The organism is Paraburkholderia sp. A3BS-1L (assembly GCF_051125215.1).
In the GTDB taxonomy this organism is placed as follows: Bacteria; Pseudomonadota; Gammaproteobacteria; order Burkholderiales; family Burkholderiaceae; genus Paraburkholderia.
The window spans coordinates 1,332,488-1,359,085 of record NZ_CP120442.1; the positions used below are offsets into that span (position 1 = coordinate 1,332,488).

Below are 26,598 nucleotides of genomic sequence, written 5' to 3' on the forward strand. Positions count from 1 at the left end.
CCCCATGTCGAATGTACCCAAAAGACCTGCCTCGGCGCAGGGCAGCAACACCCCCGGCGGGAAAGACGCGGCGCACGGCGGCGCGCAGGAAAAGCGCGCGTCGCAGAAGTACGGCGACGGACCGAAGCTGGCGTCGGCCGACCGGCTCGCCGCGCTCGTGGGCGGTGGATCGGGCAAACCGCAAAAGAGCGCGCAGACGGCGGTGCACAAGGGCAGCCAGAAGGCAGGGCAAACGCAAGCGCAGACGGCGCCGCAAACGCAGGCACGACCGCAAGCAAGGTCCCAGGCACAGAGGCCTGCACAAGGCCAGTCGCAGCAGGAAAAACCACAGACATCCGCGCAACCGCAGACGCAAGCGCAAACACAAACGCGAGCCGCACCGCGCGCGGAAAATCGAAACGGGAGCAAGCCGGCCGCGCAGCCGGGCGCGTCGCGCAACGATCGGCGCGCAGCGCCGCGTGGCGAATCGCGCGATGTGCGGACGCAACCGCAGACGCCGCGCAATCCGCCCCCGCGTGCGCAACAGCCGAATCAACCGAAACAACCGAAACAACCGAAGCATCCGGCCGCGTCTCAGCCGGCCGCGCCTGGGCCCGCCGCGCCGAAATCCGGAAACGCATCGCGTCCCGCAGGCGAAGGCGAGCGCGCGCCGCGCGTCGAGCGCCCGCCACGCGCACCGCGTGAATCGCGTGAGCCGCGGGAACCGCGCGCGCCCATCGCGCCGAATCCGATTCCGCCAATCACGTTCCCCGAAGCGCTGCCCGTCTCGGGCCGCCGCGAGGAGATCGCGCGCGCCATCGCCGAAAACCAGGTCGTGATCGTGAGCGGCGAGACCGGCTCGGGCAAGACCACGCAGCTACCGAAGATCGCGCTCTCGCTCGGGCGCGGGCGCGGCGCGGGCGGCACCGGCCTCATCGGCCATACGCAGCCGCGCCGGATTGCAGCGTCGGCCACGGGCCGCCGCATTGCCGAGGAACTCGGCACGCCGTTTGGCGAAGTGGTCGGCTACAAGGTGCGCTTCACGGACAATCTTGCGCCGGGCGCGTCGGTGAAGCTCATGACCGACGGCATTCTGCTCGCCGAGACGCAAACCGATCCTCTGCTCAAGGCCTACGACACGATCATCATCGACGAGGCGCACGAGCGCAGCCTGAACATCGACTTTCTGCTCGGCTACCTGAAAGAGATCCTGCCGCGCCGGCCGGATCTGAAGCTGATCGTGACCTCGGCGACCATCGACGCCGATCGCTTCGCGCGCCATTTCGGCAGCGAGGAGAAGCCGGCGCCCGTGATCGAGGTGAGCGGGCGGCTCTATCCCGTCGAGGTGCGCTATCGGCCCGTGCAGGAAGACAGTCCGGCGATGAAAGCCGCACAGGGCACGACGGGGCGTGAAAAAGGCGCGAAATCACAGCGGGACACGGATCGCGACCTGATGGAAGCCATCGTCGACGCCGTGGACGAACTGTGCCGCGAGGGCTCCGGTGACGTGCTCGTGTTCCTGCCCGGCGAGCGCGAGATTCGCGACGCCGCCGAGGCGCTGCGCAAGCATCATCCGCCGCACACGGAAATTCTGCCGCTGTTCGCGCGGCTTTCCGCGCAGGAGCAAGAGCGCGTGTTCAAGCCGTCGAACGCGCGCCGCATTGTGCTGGCCACCAACGTCGCGGAAACCTCGCTCACGGTGCCGGGCATCCGCTACGTGGTCGATACGGGCCTCGCACGCGTGAAGCGCTATTCGTACCGCAACAAGGTCGAGCAGTTGCAGATCGAATCGATTTCGCAGGCCGCCGCGAACCAGCGCGCCGGCCGCTGCGGCCGCGTCGCGGATGGCATCTGCATCCGCCTCTATGAGGAGCAGGATTTCCTTTCGCGGCCAAAATTTTCCGATCCGGAAATTTTGCGTTCGTCGCTCGCGGCGGTCATTCTGCGGATGAAATCGCTGCACCTCACGGCGATCGAGACGTTCCCGTTCATCGAGCCGCCGCCGGGCCGCGCGATCGCCGACGGCTACCAGCTGCTCAATGAACTTGGCGCCGTCGACGACGACAATGCGCTCACGGCACTGGGCCGCGAGCTCGCGCGTCTGCCGCTCGATCCGCGCGTGGGCCGCATGATTCTCGCCGCGCGCGACGAGCAGGCCATGCGCGAAGTGCTCATCATCGCGAGCGCGCTCTCGGTGCAGGACCCGCGCGACCGGCCCATCGAGGCGCAAGAGCAGGCCGACCAGGCGCATCGGCGCTTCGCCGACGAGCGCTCCGAATTCCTTCAGTGGCTCAAGATCTGGGCCTGGTTCGAGGAGGCCGTCGCACACAAGAAGTCGAACAAGCAACTCGTCGATTCGTGCCGCGCGAACTTCCTTTCGCACCTGCGTCTGCGCGAATGGCGCGACGTCCATTCGCAACTGCTCACGGTGGTGCGCGAGCACGGCTGGCGCATCAACGAAGCGGACGCGACCTACGAGCAGATCCATCACGCACTGCTCACCGGGCTGCTCGGCAACATCGGCCTGAAAGCCGACGACGATCCCCATTACCTCGGAGCGCGCGGCATTAAGTTCCACCTGTGGCCGGGCTCGGCGCTCGTGAAGAAAGCGGGACGCTGGGTCGTGGCCGCCGAGCTTGTGGAGACGAGCCGCCTGTACGCGCGCTGCATCGCGAGGATCGAGCCCGAATGGCTCGAAAAAGTGGGCGCGCATCTGTTGCGCAAGTCGCTTTCCGAGCCGCACTGGGAGAAGCGCGCGGCGCAGGTGAGCGCATTCGAGCGCGGCGTGCTGTATGGCCTGCCGGTGTATCAGCGCCGGCGCGTGGCATTCGGCAAGCAGGATCCGGCGCGGGCGCGCGAACTTTTCATTCGCGGCGCGCTGGTGGAAGGCGAGTTCGACACGAAGCTCGCGTTCTTCGCGCACAACCGCAAGCTGCTCGCCGATATCGAGCAGCTCGAGCACAAGTCGCGCCGCCAGGACGTGCTGGTCGACGACGAGTTGATCTTCGCGTTCTACGATCACGCGATTCCCGAGGGCATTTATTCGGGCGCATCGTTCGAACGCTGGTATCGCGACGAGGTGAAAAAAAGCGGCCAGTCCGAAGACAAGCTGCGTCTGCTCTACCTCTCTCGCGACGACCTGATGCGCCACGAGGCCGCCGGCGTGACGACCGAGCTGTTCCCGAAGCGCATGACGATGTCGGGCGTGGCGATGGCGCTCACCTATCACTTCGAGCCGGGCTCGCCGCGCGATGGCGTGACGCTCGCGGTGCCGCTCTACGCGCTCAATCAGGTCGACGCGCGCCGCTGCGAATGGCTCGTGCCGGGCATGCTCAAGGAGAAGGCGCATCTGCTGCTGAAGTCGCTGCCGCAGAAGCTGCGCCGCCATTGCGTGCCGCTGCCCGAATACGCGGCGGGCTTCGCTGAGCGCGCGGGCGGTGAGCGCTTTGGCGCGGGCGGGCTCGTGGAGGCGCTCATCATCGACGTGAGAGAGCAGAAGCAGGTCGCCCTGAAGTCGTCCGATTTCAAGCTCGAATTGCTGCCGGCGCACCTTTTCATGAATTTCAAGGTGATCGACGAGCACGGTCGCCAGCTGGCGATGGGCCGCAATCTCGCGCAACTGCGCAGCGAGCTCGGCGCGCAGGCGCAGCAGCAGTTCCAGAAGCTCGCGAGCGCGACCGCGCTGGCGGCGCTGGAGGCACGTGGGGGCGGGGAGCCGCGCTCCGCTGCGCAAGATTCGCAATCTGCGCCGCAGCCCGGCGTCAACGCGCCTGCGAGCGCGCCCCGGCAGGGCAACGCGCCGCACACGCCTGCGTCCACCGACTCGGCGCCGGCCACCGCGCTCTACGAGAACCTCACGACGTGGAACTTCGGCAAGCTACCCGAGCTGCTGGAGATCCGCCGGGGCGGCCAGACGCTGTTCGGCTATCCTGCGCTGGTCGATCGTGGCACGCATTGCGACGTCGAAGTGTTCGACTCGCCCGAAGAGGCCGCGCGCATCCATCGCGCAGGCCTGCGGCGTCTGTTCGCGCTGCAGCTGCGCGAGCCGATCCGCTACATGGAGAAGAATCTGCCGGGGCTGCGCGAGATGGCCATGCAGTTCATGGCGCGGGCTACCCAGGAGGAATTGCGTGACCAGCTGATCGAACTCGCGCTCGATCGCGCCTGCCTGCAGGACCCGCTGCCCGACGACGAGGCGAGCTTCCACGCGCGCAAGGACGAAGGGCGCGGCCGTCTCTCGCTGCTCGCGCAGGAGATCGCGCGGCTGGTGGGCCAGATCCTTGCCGAATACGCGTCGCTGGCGAAGAAGCTCGTGCAGGCGAAGGCGTTCGGCGCGCCGGCGGCGGACATGCAGGCGCAGGTCGATGCGCTCATCGGCAAGCGCTTCATTCTGGAGACGCCGTACGCGCAGCTCGTGCATTTCCCGCGCTATCTCAAGGGCGTGGCGCTGCGCATCGACAAGCTGCGCGCCGACCCGTCGCGCGACGCGCGCCAGGCGAGCGAATTCCTGCCGCTCGCGCAGCAGTATCAGCGCGCGCTTTCGCAGCGCGGCGGCGTGTTCGATCCGCGCCTGGCCGAGTTCCGCTGGCTGCTCGAGGAACTGCGCATCTCGCTGTTCGCGCAGGAGTTGCGCACCCCCATGCCGGTATCGGTCAAGCGGCTGCACAAGGTCTGGGAGTCGATGCTGCGCTGAAAGTCCGGGCGCGGCGTGCTGTCGCATTTCATCGGCCCAACGTCAACCTTGCAGGAAGGTAGACGTTTTACAATCACGAACCAGTCCGGGAACCACTCTCCATGCGTAATCAATCTTTTGGCCGCGCCGCGGGCCGCCTCGTCGTGAAGGGCGCCTGCGCGGCGCTGGCCTGCGCCGCGTTCGCGGGCATTGGCGCAACCGCGGCGCGCGCCAACAACATCATCGTGCTGAACTCGGGCGAGGCCACGCTGAGCCTCATCGACGACAAGACCCACGAGGTCGTCGGCACCGTGCCCACCGGCAAAGAGCCGCACCACCTGTTCCCGACGCCGGACAACAGCTCGCTCATCGTCGCGAATTCGGTGTCGAACAACCTGCTGTTCGTCGATCCGAAGACGGGCAAGCCGCAGCGCTGGATCGAGAATATCGAGGACCCGTATCAACTCGGCTTCTCGCCCGACAACAAGTGGTTCGTGACCACGGGCTTGCGGCTCGACCGTCTCGATATTTATCACTACGGCGGCGCCGGCAATTTCACGCTCGCCAAGCGCCTGCCGCTCTCGGCCATGCCGAGCCACCTCGCGTTCACGAAGGACAACAATACCGTGTTCGTTTCGCTGCAGGTGTCGGGCGAGATCGCGGCGGTCGACCTGCCCACCCAGCGCGTGCTCTGGAAGATGAAGGTGGGCGCGGCGCCTGCGGGCCTGTGGCTCACGCCCGGCGAGAAATACCTGCTCGTCGGCATGACGGGCGCCGACTATGTCGCGGTGGTGGACTGGCGTAACCAGAAGGTCGTCAAGACGATTCAGGTGGGCAAGGCGGCGCACAACTTCCGCTCGATGGTGGATGGCCGCCACGTGCTGGTGTCTAGCCGCGTGTCGAATGTCATCAGCATCATCGACGAAGAGTCGCTCGAGAAAGTGGGCGAGATCAACGGCCTGCTGCCCGGACCCGACGACATGGAGCTCACCGCCGACAAGCGCTATCTGTGGGTGACGTTCCGCTTCGCCAAGCACATTGGCGTGATCGACATGCAGACGAAGAAGCTCATCAAGACGATTCCGGTGGGGCGCTCGCCCCATGGCATTTACTTCTATGACCGTGCGCCGGTCATGTCGCCCAATGGCGCCTGATTTACGTGGTTTCCCGGGCGCTTCTGCCCGTGCCTCTAGCCGTGTTTCGTAGATGATTCGCCGCCGCACATGCCAGCCTTTCTGAACTCCTGCGTGCATTGGGCCGTGTCTGGCGCCGACGACCTCGTGTCGTGGCTCCAGACGCTCGCGTACGTCAAGGTCCTGCAGCCGCTGCTCTTTTACGCGGGCCTCATGGACGTGGACGAGGACACGTTCGACGCGCTTTACTGGGTGATCGTCGGCGTGCTGGAGATCGGCGCGATGTACGTGATCCTGCGGCCGCTCGAAGCGCTCGTGCCGGCGGAGCAATGGCGCGACCGCAAGAGCGTGGGCGTGGATGCCGTCTATACCTGGATCACGCGTCTGGGCATCTTCAATCTGCTGTTCTTTTTCGCGCTGCAGCCGGTTTTCGACCGCGCGCAGAGCTGGTTGCGCCTGCACGGCGTGATGAGCGTCGACATCGACAATCTTTGGCCCGGCGTGACGACCGTGCCGCTCGTCACGTTCGCGATCTATCTGATCGTTCTCGACTTCTTCGGCTACTGGTATCACCGTTTTTCGCACCGCTTCGGCATCTGGTGGGAACTGCATGCGGTCCATCACAGCCAGCGCAAGATGTCGTTCTGGTGCGATAACCGCAATCACCTGCTGGACGTGCTGGGACAGTCCTGCATGTTCGCCGCGATTGCGCTGGTCATTGGCGTGCCGCCCGCACAGTTCGTCGTGCTCGTCGCGCTCACGAACTTCGTGCAGAACGTGCAGCACGCCAATATCCGCTGGCACTTCGGCTGGCTCGGCGAGCGGCTCGTCGTGAGCCCGCGCTTTCACCGCCGCCATCACGCCATCGGCTATGGCCACGAGGGCACGACCTATGGCTGCAATTTCGGCGTGCTGTTTCCGTGGTGGGACATGATGTTCGGCAGTGCTTCGTTCAAGCGCGAAATCGAGCCCACCGGGATCCGCGATCAGCTCGAAGGCGAACGCTACGGCGAGGGTTTCTGGGCGCAGCAGGGGCTCGCGTTCCGGCGCATCGCGCGGCGGCTCGCGGCGCAGCGGCGCACCAAGGGCGATACGCGCGACGACGCCAGCGCCGCCTGATCCAACTGATCCAATCGGTACTTCGTGATACTTCACGACTTTGGACGGCCCGTCGCGCCGTGGTTTATGCTGTCGATTTGACGCACCGAACCCATGGGCCTCGCGATGCTTGCTCGTCTGACCGCTGTTTTCCTCCTCGCATGAACGATCTGTTGCGCTCGTTCGGGCGCGCACTGGTGGGCGCGTTCCATCCCTCGATGCTGTTTCTCACCTTCGTGCCGTTTCTCGTGGCGGCGGGAGTGTGGGGCGGCCTGCTCTATGCGTTCTGGCAACCGCTCGTCGATGCGTTGCGTCCGGCGCTCGAACATTGGTGGGCCACTGCGTATCTCTACCGTCTGTTCGACCTGCTCGGCTATGGCGCGCTGCGCAACATGATCGGACCATTCGTGGTGATCGTGCTGTCGGTTCCGCTCATCGTCATTACCGTGCTGCTGCTGATCGTTGCGATTTCGATGCCGCGCGTGATCCGCTATCTCTCGACCCGGCAGTACTCGACGCTGGAGGAGCGGCGTGGCGGCAGCTGGTACGGCAGCCTGCTTCATTCGCTCTGGACCACGGTGATTTGCATCGTGCTGCTGTGCGTCTCGCTGCCGTTCTGGTTCTTTCCGCCGTTCTTCGCGCTGGTGCCGCCGCTGTTGTGGGGCTGGCTGACCTATCGCGTGATGACCTATGACGCGCTCGCGCTGCACGCCAGCGCTGAGGAGCGGCGCGAGCTCGTGCGCCGGCACCGGCTGCCGCTGCTCGCGATCGGTGTGGCGAGCGGCCTGCTCAGCTCGCTGCCCACGGCGATCTGGATCGCCTCTGCGTGGCTGCTGCTGTTTTTCCCGTTCGTGGCCATGGCGACCGTGTGGATCTATGCGTTCATTCTGGTGTTCACGGCACTCTGGTTCGGGCACTACTGCCTGCACGCGCTTCAGCGTCTGCGCGCGGCGCAAACACGGCAGACGGGGCATGATGTGACCGTCACACACTAAAACTGAATCCGCACGGGAGCCTGCTGCTCCCGACTCCCGCGCTTGCGAAGAATTACGACAAACCACGACGCACTACAACGAATCACGACGAGGTCATTCATGGCATTTGGCGTCATCATCATCGGCGACGAGATTCTCTCGGGCCGCCGCAGCGACAAGCATCTGCCGAAAATCATCGAACTGCTCGGCACGCGCGGCCTCGCGCTCGAGTGGGCCGAATATGTCGGCGACGACCCGGCGCGCATCACGGCGACGCTCGAGCGCTCGTTCGCGTCAGGTGACATCGTGTTTTCCACGGGCGGCATCGGTGCGACGCCCGACGACCATACGCGCCAGTGCGCAGCGGCTGCGCTCGGCGTGCCGCTCGCGCTGCATCCTGACGCGGAGGCCGCGATCCGCGAGCGTATCCGCGACATGCACTCGGGCGCCGATCCGGTCGACTTCGATTCGCTCGAGAACCAGCACCGCTTCCAGATGGGCACGTTCCCGCTGGGCTGCGAGATCATCCCGAACGGCTACAACAAGATCCCGGGCTTTTCGATTCGCGACCATCATTTCGTGCCGGGCTTTCCGGTGATGGCCTGGCCGATGATCGAATGGGTGCTCGATACGAAGTACGCGCATTTGCATCATCAGATGCCGCACGCAGAGAAGTCGCTGCTCGTGTTCGAGTTGCCGGAGTCGACGCTCACGCCGCTCATGGAGCGCATCGAGCATGATTTCCCGGGCGTGCGCGTGTTCAGTCTGCCGAGCGTGGGCGACACGGAGCGCGGCGGCGTTTATGCGCGCCGGCATATCGATCTGGGCGTGAAAGGGGAGCCGGAGGCCGTCGCGGCAGCGTTCGTGAAGCTGCGCGAAGGCGTGCATCTGCTGGGCGGCGACATCGTGGAGCCGCCCGAGCCGGCCAAGATCCAGAGTGCTGCGTCGCGCCACTAACCGCTAACGCCGCCACGGCGAGTTCCTGCGCGAGATTCGCATGATCCCGGGCTGGCGCTTCGGGGCGTGCGTGTCCATCATCGGCGCGTCACATGGGGCGCTCAAAGTGATCAGCCAGGTTTGTGCCAGTCAGATCCGCCCAAACCCGGTTGATTCCAGCACGGCGCGCCGCTTTGGCATCAGGCGCCCAGCCAGGGCAGGCCGCGGAAGCACCAGCCCGTGATCGTCTTGCGATGTCCCTCGCTGTTCTTGTCGCCCTCGAAGCCTTCCAGCAAGTCGTACGCATGCGTGAAGCCGGCCTTGGCGGCTTCGATGGCCGCGAGCTTCGAGCGCGCGGCGCTGCGGCAGAGGAACAGCACAGGTGCGTCGGGATCGGCGACGCTCTTGAGCTGGGCGATGAATTCGGCGTTGGGCACGCCGCCGGGATAGCGCGTCCACTCGACATGGGCATACTGGCCGTCGCCCACCACGGGGCGGCCGACCCAATCGAGTTCGGCGCGCGTGCGCACGTCGACGAGTTTCACGCGCGCATCGAGTTGCAGAAGCTCGAACGCCTCGGCGGGCGAGACCGCGCCCGCGTAGGGCAACTGGCTCTCGACGCGGCGCTTTTCGGCTTGGGCGTACAACTGTTCGAGCGTACTCATGACAGCAGATCTCCTATTTCTCGTGTTGGACCAAAGGATTATTCTAGCGCGCTGCATGGTGCAGGAAGCGGGCGCTCGTGGCGCGCCAATGAGGGCTGGCGGGGCGGCAGGGCCTTGATGCACCGGCTTCGCATGCGCGTGTCCGGTGCGTGCGATTTATTGCACCGGCAGGTTTGCATCGAATTGGTGCGTAGAGTTTTTTATGCACCATAATGTAGTGCGTTTCATGCGCCAAATCTGGGGATGCACTTGTTTGGTGCGAATCACCGGGTGGTTTGTGGCGCCGGCGCGTTTGCGGCGCGCGCCGTTTCGCTTCCGGTGCCTGCCCGCATTGGGTTTGCGCGGGTAGGGTGCAAAACTGGCACAGAAGCTGCTTTATATGTCACGATCGATTCACAGCAGTGTGGATCAACAGAATTGGCACGGCGGCAACGTTCGCCGAAATCGTTAATCAGGAGAAAAGGTTATGAGCAAATCCGTGGCCGACGTCATGCAACTCGTCAAGGACGAAGACGTCAAGTTTGTCGACTTCCGCTTCACGGACACGCGCGGCAAGGAGCAACACGTCTCGGTCCCGCTGTCGCATTTCGACGAAGACAAGTTCGAGTCGGGCCATGCGTTTGACGGTTCGTCGATCGCCGGCTGGAAGGGCATCGAAGCCTCGGACATGCTGCTCGTTCCGGATGCGAACACCGCGTTCATCGACCCGTTCTACGAAGAGTCCACGCTGGTCCTCACCTGCGACGTGGTCGAGCCGGCAGACGGCAAGGGCTACGAGCGCGACCCGCGCTCGCTCGCCAAGCGCGCCGAAGCGTACCTGAAGAGCACGGGCCTCGGCGACACGGCCTTCTTCGGTCCGGAACCCGAGTTCTTCATTTTCGACTCGGTCCAGTGGAACACGGACATGTCGGGCACCTTCGTCAAGATCGGCTCGGATGAAGCACCGTGGTCGTCGTCGCGCGAAATGGAAGGCGGCAACCCGGGTCACCGTCCGGGCGTGAAGGGCGGCTACTTCCCGGTCGCGCCGGTCGACACGTTCCAGGACATGCGCTCGGAAATGTGTCTGCTGCTCGAACAGATCGGCATTCCGGTCGAAGTGCACCACCACGAAGTGGCGGGCCAGGGCCAGAACGAAATCGGCACGAAGTTCTCGACGCTGGTTCAGCGCGCCGACTGGACGCAGCAGATGAAGTACATCATCCACAACGTCGCGCATACGTACGGCAAGACGGCCACGTTCATGCCGAAGCCGATCGTTGGCGACAACGGTTCGGGCATGCACGTTCACCAGTCGATCTGGAAGGATGGCCAGAACCTGTTCGCAGGCAACGGCTACGCAGGCCTCTCGGAATTCGCGCTGTTCTACATCGGCGGCATCATCAAGCACGCTCGCGCGCTGAACGCCATCACGAACCCGGGCACGAACTCGTACAAGCGTCTGGTTCCGCACTTCGAAGCGCCGGTCAAGCTCGCTTACTCGGCACGCAACCGTTCGGCATCGATCCGCATTCCGCACGTGAGCAATCCTAAGGGACGCCGTATCGAAACGCGCTTCCCGGATCCGCTGGCCAACCCGTACCTGTGCTTCTCGGCACTGATGATGGCGGGTCTGGATGGCGTGCAGAACAAGATCCACCCGGGTGAAGCTGCAGACAAGAACCTGTACGACCTGCCGCCGGAAGAGGATGCAAAGATCCCGACCGTCTGCGCGGGCCTCGACCAGGCACTCGAAGCGCTCGACAAGGATCGCGAGTTCCTGACGCGCGGTGGCGTGTTCACGGATTCGATGCTCGACGCCTACCTCGAACTGAAGGAAGGCGAGCTCCAGCGCGTGCGCATGACCACGCACCCGGTCGAGTTCGAACTGTACTACTCGCTGTAATCGACGCAACGCGCTACGCGAGCCGCAATGCAGCGTAGCGCGTTTTCGATAGCGGCGATCGATCACAAAGGGACGGTGCTGCCGTCCCTTTTTCGTTGGCCTCGAATGGACTAAAAGCCGGACTGAAAGCCGGCCTGCGACATGGTGCTAAAGAATCTGATCAAGGCAAGGAAGGGTCATGCGGAGCCGCTCTCGGACGAGACGGCGCTCGTGGAGTCGGGGCTGTTGCCCGGCTTCGAGGCGCTGCCCACCGTCGTGCTCGTGCTCGACAAGCGCACTTTGCGCGTGGCGTTCGCGAACCCCACGGCCGAGGCGATGCTCGATCTTTCGCGGCGCCAGCTCGCGCAGATGGCGTGGTCCGATCTTTTCTCCAACGCGGATGAACTGCTCGAAACGATCGCGTCGATCGCGGCGCATCGCTTTCATGCGACGCGCCTCGACGCCGCGCTCGAGCGTCCGGGCCGCGAGGCGCTGCACGTGCACGCGATCGTCGGCTTTCTCGAGAGCGCGCCTGACTACGTGCTGCTCGAGCTGTTCGAAAACGAGCGCCATCTCAAGAGCGATCGCGAGGAGCGCATTCACGACCTTGCGACCGTCAACAAGCATTTGATCCGCAATCTCGCGCACGAGATCAAGAATCCGCTCGGCGGCATTCGCGGCGCGGCGCAGTTGCTCGAATTCGAGCTCGGCACGCTCGGTCGCGACGAGCTGCGCGAGTACACGCAGGTCGTCATCAAGGAGTCGGACCGGCTGCAAACGCTCGTCGACCGGCTGCTCGAGCCGCACCGGCATCCGCATATCGTCGGCGACGTGAACGTTCACGAAGTGTGCGAGCGTGTGCGTGCCGTGATTCTCGCCGAGTTTCCGCGTGGCCTCACGATTGAGCGCGACTACGACGTGAGCGTGCCCGACCTGCGCGGCGACAAGGAGCAGCTGATCCAGGCACTGCTGAACATCGTGCGCAATGCGGCGCAGGCGTTGCGCGAGCGGATTTCGCAGGGCGACGCGCGCATCGAGCTGCGCACGCGCATCGCGCGCAAAGTCACGATTTCCAAGCGCCTGTGCAAGCTGGCACTGGACTTGCATGTCATCGATAACGGACCCGGCATTCCCGAGGAGATCCGCGACCGCATTTTTTATCCGCTCGTCTCCGGACGCGAGGATGGCAGCGGTCTCGGGCTCACGCTTGCGCAGACCTTCGTTCAGCAGCATGACGGTTTGATCGAAGTGGAAAGCCGGCCGGGCCACACGGAGTTTCAGATCCTGCTGCCGCTCGACAACTGATTCACCGCCATTACTTCCATCGCAAGCCACCAGGACTTCTGACCGACCTTATGAAGCCGATCTGGATAGTAGACGACGACCAATCGATACGCTGGGTGCTCGAAAAAGCCCTGGCGCGCGAGAATTTCGCGACCCGCAGCTTCTCGAACGTGCGCGACGCCGCGAGCGCGCTCGAACACGACAGCCCGCAGGTGCTCGTCTCCGACATTCGCATGCCGGGCGGCTCGGGCCTCGAATTGCTGCAGACCGTGCGCGAGCGCTTGCCGGGCCTGCCCGTCATCATCATGACCGCGTTCTCCGACCTCGACAGCGCGGTGGCCGCGTTCCAGGGCGGCGCGTTCGAGTATCTCGCCAAGCCCTTCGACGTGGCCAAGGCCGTCGAGCTGATCCGCCGCGCCGTGGACGAGAGCATGCGCGGCGAGCATCATTGGGACGAGCGTCCCGCCGAGGCGCCCGAGATGCTGGGCCAGGCGCCTGCGATGCAGGACATGTTTCGCGCCATTGGCCGCCTCTCGCATTCGGCGGCCACCGTGCTCATCACTGGCGAGTCCGGCACCGGAAAGGAGCTGGTCGCGCGCGCGTTGCACCGCCATAGCCCACGCGCGAACGGTCCGTTCATCGCGCTGAACACTGCCGCCATCCCCAAGGATCTTCTGGAATCCGAATTGTTTGGCCACGAGCGCGGCGCGTTCACGGGGGCGCAGGCGATGCGTCAGGGCCGCTTCGAGCAGGCCGAGAACGGCACGCTGTTTCTCGACGAAATCGGCGATATGCCGTTCGACTTGCAGACGCGCCTGTTGCGCGTGCTCTCCGATGGGCAGTTTTATCGTGTAGGCGGCCACAACCCGTTGCGCGCGAACGTGCGCGTGATCGCTGCTACGCACCAGAACCTGGAAACGCGCGTGCGCCAGGGGCTGTTCCGCGAGGACTTGTATCACCGCCTCAACGTGATTCGCCTGCGCTTGCCGGCGCTGCGCGAGCGCAGCGAGGACATTCCGCTGCTCACGCGGCATTTTTTGCAGAAGAGTGCGCGCGAGCTCGGCGTCGAGCCCAAGCGCGTGTCCGACGAGGCGCTGGCGTATATGTCGTCGCTGGCGTTTCCAGGCAATGTGCGCCAGCTCGAAAACCTCGCGAACTGGCTCACGGTGATGGCGCCCGCGCAGACCATCGAGATCAAGGACCTGCCGCCCGATCTGGTGCCAGTGCATGCCGCGGCAACCGACGGCACGCATGCTGGCGCGTCAGGCGAAGCCATGGCGGCCACGGTTCCGGTGGGGATGCCGCTCGCGGGGGGCGAGAGCGCGCTGACCGCGCCAGCGGGTGTAGCCGGTGCCGCGGGTTTCGCAGGCATGCCGGGCGCAAGCGGCGGCATGCCGGCTGTGCATCCGGCGACCAGCAATGGTGCTGCGGCGCCACCGGTGGGCGTTTGGGAAAGCGGCTTGCGCACCGAAGTCGCGCGCCTGCTGCGCGAGAACAGTGCAGGCGTTATGGACGAACTCTCGCGGCGCTTCGAAGCCGCGGTGATTCGCGAAGCGCTCGACTATACGCGCGGCCGCAAGGTCGAGGCCGCCGAGCGCCTCGGCATCGGCCGCAACACCATCACGCGCAAGATCCAGGAACTCGACCTCGAATGAGCGCGGCATGAACCGTGCGCGGCGGGCGGCTTGCGCCGTCCCGCACGGGCCGCGTCCACGCGCAAGGCGCTTCGCGCGTGGTGGGGCATAATCGACGCTGGTTTTTCCGTCGATGATCGAATATGCCCGTGACCTCCCCGTGGCCCGCCGAGGCCGATCCGTTCCTCTCTCTCGAATCGCTCGACGACCCCGCCGCCATGGTCTGGGTCGAGGCCCAGAACGCGCGCACGCGCAGTGCGTGGCAAGGCGGCGAACGCTTCGAAGCATTGGAAAAGCGTCTTGCACAGGCCTATTTGCCGCGCGAGCGGCCCGTGATCCCGAGCCGCTGGCAGGAGTGGGCCTACGATCTCTGGGAAGACGAGGACAATCCGAAGGGCTTGTGGCGCCGCGCGAAGTGGGCTGACTGGCGCGCGCGCAAGCCGCAGTGGCAGACGCTCATCGACTTCGACGCACTCGGCGCGGCTGAACGCATGCCCTGGGTGTGCGCGGGCATCGACATCCTGTATCCCGACGGCGACCGCGCACTGATCCAGCTTTCGGACGGCGGTGCCGATGCCGTCACCGTGCGCGAGTTCGATCTCGAAAGACGTGTGTTCGTCGACGACGGTTTTGCGATCGAGAAGGAAGGCAAGCACGTCATCTCGTGGATCGACCGCGATACGGTGTACGTCGGCTGGGACGCGGGCGGCAAGCTCGGCAAGAAGACGCTCACTCGCTCGGGTTATCCGCGCGAAGTGCGCCGCTGGACGCGCGGCACGCGCCTCGCCGATGCGCCCGTGGTGTTCCGCGGCGAGTTCGACGACATCAGCGTGGAGGGCGATTACGACCCTGTCGAGAAGCGTCATGACGTGGTGCGCAGCGTCGACTTTTTCGATTCCTTGACGTACCGGCTCGACGAGCGCGAGCAGTGGCAACTTTACGACGTGCCCTCGCACGTGGCAGTGGGCGCGTGGCATGGCTGGCTGATGCTCGAGCCGAGGCTCGACTGGTCGCTCGGCGACCACACCTGGGTGGGCGGTTCGCTGCTCGCGATCCGCGAAGACGCATTCCTTGCTGGCGAGCGCAACGTCACACCGCTTTTCACGCCCACGCCGGTGACGTCGGCGTGCGACTGGAGCACGACGAAAAACGTCCTGATCGTCTCGTGGCTCGACGACGTGCAAAGCCGCACGATGCTGTGGCAGCCGCAGCAGCAAGACGGCGCATGGACGTGGCAATCACGTTTTTTCCCGGCGCGCGCGAGCTCGCAGGTGGATGTGTCGCCGATCGAGGACACGCTCAACGACGAAGTCTTCGTCGATGTGGACGACTATTTACTGCCGCCTGAATATTGGCTTGCCGATCTCGCGCAGCAGGACCTGCAGAACTGGGAGCTGCTCGATCGCTGGCCCACGCAGTTCGATGCCGCGCCGCTTGCGGTGATCCGCTCGCATGCGCGTTCCGCGGACGGCACGATGGTGCCGTTCACCGTAGTGGGCCCGCGCGCCGCACTCGAGGGTACGGCGCGCAAGCCGCTGCCATGCCTGTTGACGGGGTATGGCGGCTTCGCTATCGCACTCACGCCCCAGTATCTGGTTGGCTCGGGCATCGGCTGGCTGGAGCAGGGCGGCATCGTCGCCATCGCCCATATTCGCGGTGGCGGCGAGTATGGCACCGCCTGGCATGTGAGCGCGCAACGCGAGCATCGGCAGCGCTCGTTCGACGATTTCATCGCCGTGTCGGAGCAACTGGTCGCAGAGGGGTATACGAGCGCGGCGCAACTGGGCATCAAGGGTGGCAGCAACGGCGGCTTGCTGGTCGGCGCGTGCATGGTGCAGCGTCCGGAGCTGTTCGGCGCGGTCGTGTGCGAGGTGCCGCTGCTCGACATGCAGCGGTATCCGCTGCTGCATGCCGGCGCGTCCTGGATGGATGAATACGGCGATCCTGAGGATTCCGAAGAAGGGTGGGCGCTTGCCGAATATTCGCCGTATCAGCGCGTGAAAGCCGGCGTTGCATACCCTCCCGTGCTTTTCACTACCTCGACGAGCGACGACCGCGTGCATCCCGCACATGCGCGCAAGATGGTCGCGCGCATGCAGAAGCAGGGGCACGCGAACGTCTGGTATCTGGAGAACACCGAGGGCGGCCACGGGCCAGGCAGCGACTCGCTGGAGCGCGCGCAGTACGACGCGCTTGTGTACCGCTTTTTGTGGACCACGCTCGCCGCAACGTGGTGAGCGGCGCGGGCTGAGTGCCCGCGCCCGACTGGCGCGATTGGCGCGACTGGCGCGCTCAGCCCGCGATCTTCAGATCGGCCACGACCGGCGTATGGTCCGAAGGTTGCTCCCACTTGCGCGGCACCTTGTCGATTTCGCACGACACGAGCGCGGGCGTGAGCGTGGGCGAGAGCAGGATGTGGTCGATGCGCAAGCCCGCGTTGCGGCGGAACGCGAACATGCGATAGTCCCACCACGTGAACGTCTTGTCGGGCTGCTCGAACTGGCGGTAGGCGTCGACGAAACCGAGCGCGATGAGGCGCTGGAATTGCGCGCGCTCTTCGGGCGAGACGAGATTCTGTCCCTCCCAGGCCTTGGGGTCGTGCACGTCGCGGTCTTCCGGCGCGATGTTGTAATCGCCGAGCAGCGCGAGCTGCGGATGCCGCCCCATCTCTTCGCCGAGCCAGTCGTGCATCGCGTCCAGCCAGCTCAGCTTGTAGGCGAATTTTTCGGTGCCGGGCGCCTGGCCGTTCGGGAAATACGCACTGACGATGCGCACGCCGTCCACCGTGGCGGCAATCACGCGTTGCTGCGGGTCTTCGAAACCGGGGATGTTGCGCACGATCGTGGCCTCGTCGACGGCCAGTCCGTCGCGCACGAGAATGGCCACGCCGTTATAGGTCTTCTGGCCTGCGAACCAGCTGCGGTAGCCTTGAGCCTCGAGTTCGGCGCGCGGGAACTTGTCGTCGGTGAGCTTCAGCTCCTGGAGGCAGAGCACGTCCACCTGGCTCTGCCCGAGCCAGTCGATGACGTGCTGCAGGCGGACCTTCAGGGAATTCACATTCCACGTTGCGATTTTCATGAATGAATGAGCGTTGGATCGGCGAAATACCGAATCATAACGCCCGACGACACAGGGCGGGCCGCCGCCGCCGTGCCACGCCGGAGGCGGATGGGTTCGACGCGACGCATTTGGTGCGCCGGACTTTTTTCGTCGGTGAGAAATGTTCTTCGGCAAGGACCGCTTGCGCGATGTCGAAGAGGAGACTGCACGCGTGAGGATCGTCGAGTGAATGCGAGTGTGCCAGGTGCGGCATGTGCGAAGCGCGTGTGCTTCGCGAGCGGGTGCGGGGAACGCCGGTGTTTGCACCATGCGTTCCCCTCGTCCTACGTTGCCGTGGATCAGGCTAGCGCCGCGGCTTCGGCACTCGCGCTCGCCACACCCAGGCGTTCGCGCGCGGCTTCGTATTCGCGCTTCAGGCGCGCGATCAGTTCGGCAGCGGGTACGATGCGCTTGACCGCGCCGATGCCCTGGCCTGCGCCCCAGATGTCCTTCCACGGCTTCACGCGGGTCGAGCCGAAGTTCATCGCCGACGGATCGGATTGCGGCAGCGCGTCGGGATCCAGGCCGCTCGCCACGATGCTCGAACGCAGGTAGTTGCCGTGCACGCCGGTGAAGAGATTCGAGTAGACGATATCGCTCGCGCCGCTTTCGACGATCATCTGCTTGTAGGCGTCGACCGCATTCGCCTCATCGGTGGCGATGAACGCCGAGCCGACATACGCGAGGTCCGCGCCGGCGGCTTGCGCCGCAAGAATTGCGTTGCCGTTGCCGATTGCGCCTGAGAGCAGCAACGGGCCGTCGAACCATTCGCGAATCTCGTGGATGAGCGCGAACGGCGAGAGCGTGCCCGCATGTCCGCCCGCGCCGGCAGCGACGGCGATCAGGCCGTCCGCGCCTTTCTCGATGGCTTTCTTTGCGAACCTGTTGTTGATTACGTCGTGCAAGACGATGCCGCCCCAGCCATGAATGGCCTGGTTCACGTCCTCGCGCGCGCCCAGCGACGTGATCACGATGGGCACCTTGTACTCGGCGCATACGCCCAGATCGTGCTGGAGGCGGTCATTCGACTTGTGGACGATCTGGTTCACCGCGAACGCCGCAGCGGGCTGATCGGGATGCTTCGCATTGTATTCGGCGAGCTCGGTCGTGATGCGGTCGAGCCATTCGCCCAGCACGTGCTCGGGCCGCGCGTTCAGAGCGGGGAACGAGCCGACCACGCCCGCCTTGCACTGCGCGATCACGAGATTGGGGTTCGAGATGATGAAAAGCGGCGAGCCGACGACGGGAATCGAGAGGCCGCGTCGCAGGACGGCTGGCAGGGCCATGCGTATCTCCTTGTCGATGGGAGCGGGCGGGTGTGCGCCGGACTCCATCTCATGCAAAGCTGAATGAAGGCGGCGGCCGGATTTGGGCGCCGCCGTGTTGTTCGCGTTGTGCGCCCGTGCTGGCGGGCCAACAGGATGAAACATAGCAAACCGGCGGACACTATGCAACTGGTTGCATAGTGTCCGCATTCAAGCTCGAACGGGACGAGACACGGGAAACCGGGGCGGCATCGCAGGGACCTGGTTTAGAATCGCCTGATGTCGACCCCTCACGCCATCCTGATTGCCCTGCTGGAAAAGCCGTCGTCCGGCTACGACCTCGCCCGGCGCTTCGACCGGGCGATTGGCTATTTCTGGCATGCCACGCATCAGCAGATCTACCGCGAACTCGGCCGCATGGTGGCGGCCGGTTGGGTTGCCGTTCTGGAGGAGGACGATGCACACGCCGGCGCCACGCGCAGGAAGGTTTACCGCGTGCTGCCGGTAGGCCGCGAAGAAGTCGAGCGCTGGGCGCGTGAAACGCGTCTGGGCCCCGACGACCGCAACGTGTTCTTGCTGAAGCTGCGCGCCGACGCCGTGATCGGCCCACTAGGACTGGGAGAGGAAGTGCCGCGGCTCATCGAGGAAGCGCGTGCGCGCCTCAAGACGTATCGCGAGATCGAGCAGCGCGATTTCGGCGCGCCGGTGCTCACGCGCGGGCAGCAGTTGCAGTATGCGATTCTCAAGGCGGGGATACGCACGCAGGAATCGTGGCTCGAATGGGCCGACGAGCTCAAGCCGCTTCTCGATGACGACCAGGCGTAGCGTTCAATGCAATGGTCATTGCAAATAAGTTTGGATTCCGAATCAACCTCGATGCGCCGATATGAGCAAGGCCGCTCCCGACATGGACGACTGGAAATAAAGTGTTGACGCGAACACAGGATGTGCCTATAATTGTTTTCTCTGACGGACGCGGGGTGGAGCAGTCTGGCAGCTCGTCGGGCTCATAACCCGAAGGTCGTAGGTTCAAATCCTACCCCCGCAACCAGGAAAGATTCTCAAAGCCTGCATGATGAAAGTCATGCAGGCTTTTTCCGTTCTGGGCGCGCAATCCGTGCCCGCCTGCCATCCAGCTCGCCTCAGCGACCCTGGTTTTCCAGCGCCCAATCCACAGCCGCCTGTGCATGCAGTGCGGTCGTATCGAACACCGGTATTGCCGAGTCCTCGGGTTTGATCAGCAGCGTGATTTCCGTGCAGCCGAGGATGACGGCTTGCGCGCCCCGTGCTGCGAGCGCTTCGATCACCCGCTGATACACGCCGCGCGATTCCGCTTTCACGGCGCCATGACAGAGTTCATCGTAGATGATGCGATGCACGTCCAGGCGCTCGCGCTCGTCGGGCACGAGCGCCTCGATGCCGTGCACGTTGCGCAGCCTGCCTGTGTAGAAGTCCTGTTCCATCGTATAGCGCGTGCCGAGCAGACCCACGCGCGTCACGCCCGCCGCGCGCAACGCGTCGCCGGTCGGATCGGCGATATGCAGGAAGGGGATCGCAATCGCCGCTTCGATCGATGCGCACACGCGATGCATCGTGTTGGTCGCCAGCAGCACGAGATCGGCGCCGCCGCGTTCCAGTTGCGCGGCCGCCCGCGCCATCTGCACGCCCAGCGCGTCCCAGTCGCCCGAGCGCTGCAAGGCTTCGATATCGGCGAAATCAACCGTCGCCATGAGGCTGCGCGCGTTGTGATGTCCGCCGAGCCGCGCCTTCGCGTAGCGGTTCAGCAGCCGGTAATACTCCGCCGACGACTCCCAGCTCATCCCGCCAATCACACCGATCGTTTTCATCGCCAGTCCCGCAATGGATTGAAATGATCGGACGAGTATAGGCATGTCCGCGTCGCTGTACAGGTACGGTCCAGCACGCGTGCCGCAGTACGGCGAGGCCAAGGTGCGCGGACAGTTTTCTTGAAAATGGCACTGTGTTTTTGTACAGTATCGGTACTTTGAACACGCTTTCTTCCGACCTCTCGCCGGCTGCCAGCTTCGCTCGCAAGATCATCCATTGCGATTGCGACTGCTTTTATGCATCGGTTGAAATGCGCGACGACCCCACGCTGCGCGGGCGCCCGCTTGCGGTGGGCGGCAGGCCGGACCAGCGGGGCGTGATCGCCACCTGCAATTACGAGGCGCGCCGCTTTGGCGTGCACTCGGCCATGTCGTCGGCGCTCGCCATGCGCAAGTGTCCCGATCTGCTGATACTGCCCACGGCGATGGAGAAGTACCGCATCGCCTCGAGGCAGATCATGGCGATTTACCGCGATTACACGGCGGACGTCGAGCCGCTCTCGCTCGACGAGGCTTATCTCGACGTGTCGCGCACCACGCGGTGCAAGGGCAGCGCCACGCTCATCGCAAATGAGATTCGCGAGCGCGTGCGCGAGACCGTGGGGGTGACGGTATCGGCAGGCGTTGCGCCCAACAAGTTCGTCGCCAAGATCGCTTCCGACTGGAACAAGCCCGATGGGCTCTTCGTCGTGCGTCCGCATGAGGTCGATGCATTCGTTGCGGCGCTGCCCGTGCGCAAGATTCACGGCGTGGGCAAGGTCACGGCGGCCAAGCTGGAGAGCCTTGGGCTGTCCACGTGCACGCAGTTGCGCACGTGGTCGCTGTTCGATCTGCATCGGCATTTCGGCGTGTTCGGCAAGCGGCTCTACGAACTGGCGCGCGGCATCGACGAGCGGCCCGTGCGCGCGGATCAGGAGCGCAAGTCGGTAAGTGTCGAGACGACCTATGTGAACGATCTGCTCACGCTCGAAGCGTGCAGCGAGGAGCTCAAGCGTCTTGCCGTGCAACTGGACGCGCGCATCGAGCGCGCCGGCTGCGCGCACGCCGTGCGCAAGCTCTTCGTGAAGATCCGCTTCGCGAATTTTCAGCGCACCACGGTCGAATGCGTGGCCGACGCCACCGATCTGCCCACGCTGCTCGCTTTGCTCGAGAAGGGGCTGGCGCGGCGCAAGCTCGCGGTGCGCCTGCTGGGCGCGGGCGTGCGGCTCGAAGAGGACAATCCCATGCTGCGCGGCCAGTTCGCGCTGTTCGACGACGATCCCGAAGACGACGACCGCGAAGCGGGGGCGTGAATTCATGCTCCGATAGAATCAAGGCGGAACCGAAAAAAAGCGGCATCAACGCGCAGTACAAGAAAACGCCAGCAAGGAGCCATGCATGGATCTGATCATTCGCCGCGCCGTGCTCGCGCATGCGCATCCGGCCGGGCATCCCACGGTCGATATCGGTGTCGAGGCGGGGCGCATCATTGCCGTCGAGCCGCATCTCGCGGCGCAGGCGCCTGAGGAGATCGACGCGGCTGGTGCGCTCGTCAGCGCGCCGTTCGTCGACGCGCATTTCCACATGGATGCCACGCTGTCCTGGGGGCTGCCGCGCGTGAATGCGTCGGGCACGCTGCTGGAGGGCATCGCGCTGTGGGGCGAGCTCAAGCCGCAGCTCACGCAAGAGGCGCTCGTCGAGCGCGCGCTGCAGTACTGCGATTGGGCCGTCGCGCGCGGGCTGCTGGCGATCCGCTCGCACGTCGATGTTTGCGACGCGCGCCTGCTTGCCGTCGAGGCGCTGCTCGAAGTGAAGCGCCGCGTGGCGCCGTACCTCGACTTGCAACTCGTGGCGTTTCCGCAGGACGGACTGCTGCGCAGCCCCGGCGCGTTCGACAATCTCAAGCGTGCCATCGCGATGGGCGTGGACGTGGTGGGCGGCATCCCGCATTTCGAGCGCACCATGGCCGACGGTGCGGAGTCGGTGCGGCTGCTCTGCGAATTCGCGGCGGAGCAAGGCCTGCGCGTGGACATGCATTGCGACGAGTCCGACGACCCGCTCTCGCGCCACATCGAAACGCTCGCGGCGCAAGCGCATCGTCTCGGTTTGCACGGCCGCGTGACGGGCTCGCATCTCACGTCGATGCACTCGATGGACAATTACTACGTGAGCAAGCTCATCCCGCTCATGCGCGAGTCCGGCGTGGCAGCGATCGCGAATCCGCTCATCAACATTACGCTGCAGGGCCGCTCCGATACCTATCCCAAGCGCCGCGGCATGACGCGCGTGCCCGAGCTGTTGGCGGCGGGCATCAACGTCGCGTTTGGCCACGATTGCGTGATGGATCCCTGGTACAGCTTCGGCTCGGGCGACATGCTCGAGGTCGCGCAGATGGGGTTGCACGTCGCACAGATGACGGGCGTGGAGGCGTCGCGCACATGCTTCGACGCGGTCACGGTCAATCCCGCGAAGATTCTCGGTCTCGAAGGCTATGGCATTGCGCCGGGAAGCGCGGCCAATCTCGTGGTGCTCGATGCGCGCGATCCTGTCGAAGCGATTCGGCTACGTGCAGTGCGCCTTGCTGTGGTGAGCCGGGGCCGGGTGGTGAGTCGCCAGCCCGCGCAACGCGTGTCGCTTGCGCTCGAAGGACGGCCCACGAGCGTCGATTTCAGGCTGCACCGGTAAGCGACTCGCCATCAGATTCGCCAATAGATTGGCCAACCAGCGGTGGACGATGAAAAACCGCGCATGGAATGCACTTCCATGCGCGGCTTTTCGTGAAGGTGCGCGAGGCGCGTTTAGTGCTGTGCCGGCGGCTGCTCCATGCCGTTATGGCGCAGCAGCGCATCGATGTTGGGCTCGCGTCCGCGGAACGCCTTGAACGATTCCATCGCCGGGCGGCTGCCGCCCACTTCCAGAATCTCCTTTCGATAGCGCGTGCCCGTGGCCGCGTCGAGCACGCTCGACTTCGCGGCTTGCGCGGCTTCTTCGAACGCCGCGTAGGCATCGGCGGAAAGCACTTCGGCCCACTTGTAGCTGTAGTAGCCCGCCGCGTAGCCGCCCGCGAAGATATGGCTGAAGGTGTTCGGCCAGCGCGAGAACGGAGCTTGCGCAATGACGTGATAGCGCGCGTTGATCTCGCGCGCGAGATCGTTCATGGTCTTGCCCTTCGAGGCGTCGAAGTCCACGTGCAGCGCCATGTCGAACAGCGAAAACACGATCTGGCGCAGCGTGCCGAGGCCGCTCTGGAAGTTCTTCGCGGCGAGCATCTTGTCGAAGAGTTCGCGCGGCAGCGGCTTGCCCGTGTCGACGTGCGAGGTCATCTCCGTGAGAACGTCCCACTCCCAGCAGAAGTTCTCCATGAACTGCGAGGGCAGTTCGACCGCGTCCCATTCCACGCCGTTGATGCCCGAGACCGAGAGCTCGTCCACGCGCGTGAGCATGTGATGCAGGCCGTGGCCGAATTCATGGAACAGCGTGATGACTTCGTCGTGCGTGAAGCACGCGGGGCGGCCGCCCACCGGCGCGGAAAAGTTGCAGGTGAGATACGCGACCGGCGTCTGCACGCTGTCGCCCTCGAGCTTGCGGCGCGAGCGTGCATCGTCCATCCATGCGCCGCCGCGTTTGCCTTCGCGTGCGTAGAGGTCGAGATAGAACTGCGCGACCAGGGTGCCGTCCGCGTTCTCGACTCGGAAGAAGCGCACGTCCGGGTGCCAGACGGCGGCTTTGTCGTCGCGGATGCGCACGCCGAACAGTGTTTCCGTAACCTTGAAGAGGCCCTTGAGCACGAAGTCTTCGGGGAAATATTGCTTGACCTCGTTCTCCGAGAACGCGTAGCGCTTTTGACGCAGGCGTTCGGCTGCGAAGGCCATGTCCCACGGCTCGATCTGCGCGAGGCCGAGTTCGTTCGCAGCGAACTCGCGCAGTTCCTGCCAGTCTTTTTCGGCGTGCGGGCGTGCGCGCGCGGCGAGGTCTTCGAGGAAGCTCGTGACCTGCGCGGGCGACTCGGCCATCTTCGGCGCGAGCGAAACCTCGGCGAAGTTGTTGTAGCCGAGCATCTTCGCTTCTTCTGCGCGCAGCTTGAGCTGATCGTCGACGATTGCGGTGTTGTCCCAGTCGGGCTTGCCGCCGCCGTATTGAGGACCCAGCTCCGATGCGCGCGTGACGTAGGCGCGATACATCGTCTCGCGCATCGCGCGGTTTTCCGAGTATTGCAGCACCGGGAAATACGAGGGGAAGTGCAGCGTGAACTTCCAGCCTTGCTTGTCCTCGCGCTCGGCGGCTTCGCGCGCGGCAGCGATCACGTCGTCGGGCAGGCCGGCGAGCTCGCTTTCGCTCGTGGCGTAGAACGCATAGGCGTTGGTGGCGTCGAGCACATGGTCGGAGAACGCTTTCGCGAGCGACGCCTGGCGCTCCTGCAGCTCGGCGAAACGCGGCTTCTGGTCTTCGGGCAACTCCGCACCCGAGAGGCGGAAGTCGCGCAGCGAGTTATCGAGAATCTTCTTGCGCTCGGTGGAAAGCAACTGGAACGAATTGTGGTTCGCGATGGCCTTGTACTTCTCGTAGAGCGCGAGATTCTGGCCGACGCTCGACCAGAACTCGGTTACGCGCGGCAGGTTCTCGCCATACGCGGCACGCAGCTCCGGCGTGTCGGCTACGGCATTCAGGTGTCCGATCACGCCCCAGGCGCGCGAGAGCGGTTCGGTGGCGCGCTCGAGCGGTTCGACCACGTCGCTCCACTGCGAGGGCGTCATGGGTTGGGCCGCGCGCTCGACCGCGGCGTTCGCGTTCGCGAGCAGCACGTCCAGTGCGGGCGTTACGTGTTCGGGGCGGATCTCGCCAAAGCGCGGCAGACCGGTGAAATCGAGCAGCGGATTATCGGAGGGAGTAGTTGCCATGATGCGTCCTGTTCCTTCTGTCGCGGTTGATTCGCAATGAAATGGGCCGATGCGCAGCCGGGGGAGGGCCGGGGCGCCGCGCGCTTTCGCACGCCCCGAAATTCCGGTTATTGGGGCGCAGTGCGCGCTTTCCAACCGGAGCACCTGTGCAAATTAACAGAAGTCGGGCCGAGGCGGCGCAATCGACGCGCCGCGCTCTGCGCGTCGCCCGTGCATGCACGAAAAAAACGGCCCAAGCAGGAATGCACAGGGCCGTTTTCAGTGAAGCGTTCGCAACCGCGTGCCGGTCTGGCAAGCGGTTGCTGGGCGTGCCTAGGCGCCAGCTGCACGCTCCGCGGCTTCGATCGTGTTGACGAGCAGCATCGTAATGGTCATCGGGCCAACGCCGCCCGGCACCGGTGTGATGAAGCCGGCCACGTCCTTCAGGCCCGCGAAATCGACGTCGCCGCACAGTTTGCCGTTGTCGTCTCGATTCATGCCCACGTCGATCACGGTGGCGCCCGGCTTGATCATGTCGGCGGTCAGCACGTTGCGCTTGCCCACGGCGGCCACCACGATGTCCGCTTCACGCGTGTGTTTCGCGAGATCGCGCGTCTTGCTGTGGCAGACCGTGACCGTGGCGCCCTTTTCGAGCAGCAGCAGCGCCATCGGCTTGCCGACGATGTTCGAGCGGCCGATCACCACGGCGTTCGCGCCTTCGAGCGGGATCTGGTACTCCTCGAACATCTTCATCACGCCATAGGGCGTGCAGGGGCGGAACAGCGGCCGGCCGGTCAGGAGCGCGCCGGCGTTGGCCACGTGAAAACCGTCCACGTCTTTTTCCGGTGCGATCGCCTCGATCACCTTGTGGCTGTCGATGTGCTTGGGCAGCGGCAACTGCACGAGGATGCCGTGAATCTTCGGGTCGCGGTTCAGTTCGTCGATGCGCTTGAGCAGATCGGCTTCGGAGAGCGTTTCGGCGTAGCGGTCGTACGACGAACGGAGGCCGTTGTCTTCGCAGGCCTTCACCTTGTTGCGCACATAGACTTCGCTCGCGGGATTGTCGCCGACCAGCACGACCGCGAGGCCAGGCTGATGGCCGCGGGCAGTGAGGGCGGCGGCGCGCGTGGCGACGTCGGCGCGCAGTTTCTTGGAGAGGGCGAGGCCGTCGATGAGGGTGGCTGTCATGGTCGGTCGAATCGAGAGTGGGCGATGCGCGGATGCATGCCGGAGCGCGGCGGGTCGCTTGACGCTGGTTTGACGCCCGTGCGCAGGGAGAGGCGGGGCGCCGGCTG

At 64.9% G+C, this 26,598-nt stretch carries 18 protein-coding genes and 1 tRNA gene; 13 read left to right on the top strand and 6 right to left on the bottom strand.

Annotated features, from left to right (window positions below):
- The first annotated feature begins 4 nt into the window (after window positions 1–4).
- The 5 genes from hrpA (at window position 5) to P5W99_RS06065 (ending at window position 8,813) form a co-directional block, all read left to right on the top strand.
- Entirely contained in the window at window positions 5–4,672 is a 4,668-nt protein-coding gene (gene hrpA, locus P5W99_RS06045; RefSeq protein ID WP_434662205.1) for an ATP-dependent RNA helicase HrpA, read from the top strand.
- A gap of 101 nt (window positions 4,673–4,773) precedes the next feature.
- Entirely contained in the window at window positions 4,774–5,805 is a 1,032-nt protein-coding gene (locus P5W99_RS06050; protein WP_421079342.1) for a beta-propeller fold lactonase family protein, read from the top strand.
- A gap of 69 nt (window positions 5,806–5,874) precedes the next feature.
- The gene (locus P5W99_RS06055) at window positions 5,875–6,903 is read left to right on the top strand and encodes a sterol desaturase family protein (protein WP_434662207.1); all 1,029 of its coding nucleotides are present in this window, start codon (window positions 5,875–5,877) and stop codon (window positions 6,901–6,903) included.
- Between the two features lie 140 nt (window positions 6,904–7,043).
- Window positions 7,044–7,877, top strand: coding sequence for an EI24 domain-containing protein (locus P5W99_RS06060; protein WP_434662209.1), 834 nt, complete (start codon window positions 7,044–7,046; stop codon window positions 7,875–7,877).
- A 99-nt stretch (window positions 7,878–7,976) separates the two neighbouring features.
- Window positions 7,977–8,813: a competence/damage-inducible protein A gene (locus tag P5W99_RS06065; protein WP_434662211.1), complete on the top strand. Its 837-nt coding sequence runs from the start codon at window positions 7,977–7,979 to the stop codon at window positions 8,811–8,813.
- A 179-nt stretch (window positions 8,814–8,992) separates the two neighbouring features.
- On the opposite strand, the gene P5W99_RS06070 is transcribed toward P5W99_RS06065, so the two are convergent.
- Window positions 8,993–9,457 carry a rhodanese-like domain-containing protein gene (locus P5W99_RS06070; RefSeq protein WP_434662213.1) on the bottom strand — a complete coding sequence of 155 codons (465 nt, stop codon included), beginning with the start codon at window positions 9,455–9,457 and terminating at the stop codon, window positions 8,993–8,995.
- Window positions 9,458–9,923: 466 nt separating this feature from the next.
- Here P5W99_RS06070 and glnA point away from each other — a divergent pair, with 466 nt between their 5' ends.
- From glnA to P5W99_RS06090, 4 genes are all read left to right on the top strand, one after another.
- Window positions 9,924–11,339 carry a type I glutamate--ammonia ligase gene (glnA, locus tag P5W99_RS06075; RefSeq protein ID WP_421023684.1) on the top strand — a complete coding sequence of 472 codons (1,416 nt, stop codon included), beginning with the start codon at window positions 9,924–9,926 and terminating at the stop codon, window positions 11,337–11,339.
- A gap of 141 nt (window positions 11,340–11,480) precedes the next feature.
- Entirely contained in the window at window positions 11,481–12,623 is a 1,143-nt protein-coding gene (gene glnL / locus P5W99_RS06080) for a nitrogen regulation protein NR(II) (protein WP_421043968.1), read from the top strand.
- 50 nt (window positions 12,624–12,673) lie between these two features.
- Window positions 12,674–14,257 carry a nitrogen regulation protein NR(I) gene (gene ntrC / locus P5W99_RS06085; protein WP_421079345.1) on the top strand — a complete coding sequence of 528 codons (1,584 nt, stop codon included), beginning with the start codon at window positions 12,674–12,676 and terminating at the stop codon, window positions 14,255–14,257.
- 122 nt (window positions 14,258–14,379) lie between these two features.
- Window positions 14,380–16,473, top strand: a complete 2,094-nt coding sequence (locus P5W99_RS06090; protein ID WP_421079346.1) for a prolyl oligopeptidase family serine peptidase — start codon at window positions 14,380–14,382, stop codon at window positions 16,471–16,473.
- A gap of 55 nt (window positions 16,474–16,528) precedes the next feature.
- Here the strand turns inward: P5W99_RS06090 and xth are convergent, their stop codons facing one another.
- Both xth and P5W99_RS06100 read right to left on the bottom strand, forming a co-directional pair.
- Window positions 16,529–17,314, bottom strand: coding sequence for an exodeoxyribonuclease III (gene xth / locus P5W99_RS06095; protein ID WP_421043966.1), 786 nt, complete (start codon window positions 17,312–17,314; stop codon window positions 16,529–16,531).
- A 320-nt stretch (window positions 17,315–17,634) separates the two neighbouring features.
- Window positions 17,635–18,621 carry an NAD(P)H-dependent flavin oxidoreductase gene (locus tag P5W99_RS06100; RefSeq protein WP_421079347.1) on the bottom strand — a complete coding sequence of 329 codons (987 nt, stop codon included), beginning with the start codon at window positions 18,619–18,621 and terminating at the stop codon, window positions 17,635–17,637.
- Window positions 18,622–18,879: 258 nt separating this feature from the next.
- Here P5W99_RS06100 and P5W99_RS06105 point away from each other — a divergent pair, with 258 nt between their 5' ends.
- Both P5W99_RS06105 and P5W99_RS06110 read left to right on the top strand, forming a co-directional pair.
- Complete coding sequence (locus P5W99_RS06105; protein ID WP_421079348.1) at window positions 18,880–19,425, top strand: PadR family transcriptional regulator; 546 nt, start codon at window positions 18,880–18,882, stop codon at window positions 19,423–19,425.
- A gap of 149 nt (window positions 19,426–19,574) precedes the next feature.
- Window positions 19,575–19,651 (top strand) — tRNA-Met (locus P5W99_RS06110).
- Window positions 19,652–19,742: 91 nt separating this feature from the next.
- On the opposite strand, the gene P5W99_RS06115 is transcribed toward P5W99_RS06110, so the two are convergent.
- A complete protein-coding gene (locus P5W99_RS06115) occupies window positions 19,743–20,447 on the bottom strand; it encodes an aspartate/glutamate racemase family protein (RefSeq protein WP_421079349.1) in 705 nt (234 codons plus the stop codon).
- A 134-nt stretch (window positions 20,448–20,581) separates the two neighbouring features.
- On the opposite strand from P5W99_RS06115, the gene dinB reads away from it, so the two are divergent.
- On the top strand, window positions 20,582–21,739 hold the full coding sequence (gene dinB / locus P5W99_RS06120; RefSeq protein ID WP_421079350.1) for a DNA polymerase IV: 1,158 nt from the start codon (window positions 20,582–20,584) through the stop codon (window positions 21,737–21,739).
- A gap of 85 nt (window positions 21,740–21,824) precedes the next feature.
- Window positions 21,825–23,111 carry an amidohydrolase family protein gene (locus P5W99_RS06125; RefSeq protein ID WP_421079351.1) on the top strand — a complete coding sequence of 429 codons (1,287 nt, stop codon included), beginning with the start codon at window positions 21,825–21,827 and terminating at the stop codon, window positions 23,109–23,111.
- 113 nt (window positions 23,112–23,224) lie between these two features.
- Here P5W99_RS06125 and P5W99_RS06130 read toward each other — a convergent pair whose 3' ends face one another.
- Entirely contained in the window at window positions 23,225–25,324 is a 2,100-nt protein-coding gene (locus P5W99_RS06130) for a M3 family metallopeptidase (RefSeq protein WP_434662218.1), read from the bottom strand.
- Window positions 25,325–25,636: 312 nt separating this feature from the next.
- Window positions 25,637–26,491: a bifunctional methylenetetrahydrofolate dehydrogenase/methenyltetrahydrofolate cyclohydrolase FolD gene (gene folD / locus P5W99_RS06135; RefSeq protein WP_421079353.1), complete on the bottom strand. Its 855-nt coding sequence runs from the start codon at window positions 26,489–26,491 to the stop codon at window positions 25,637–25,639.
- Window positions 26,492–26,598: the final 107 nt, after the last annotated feature.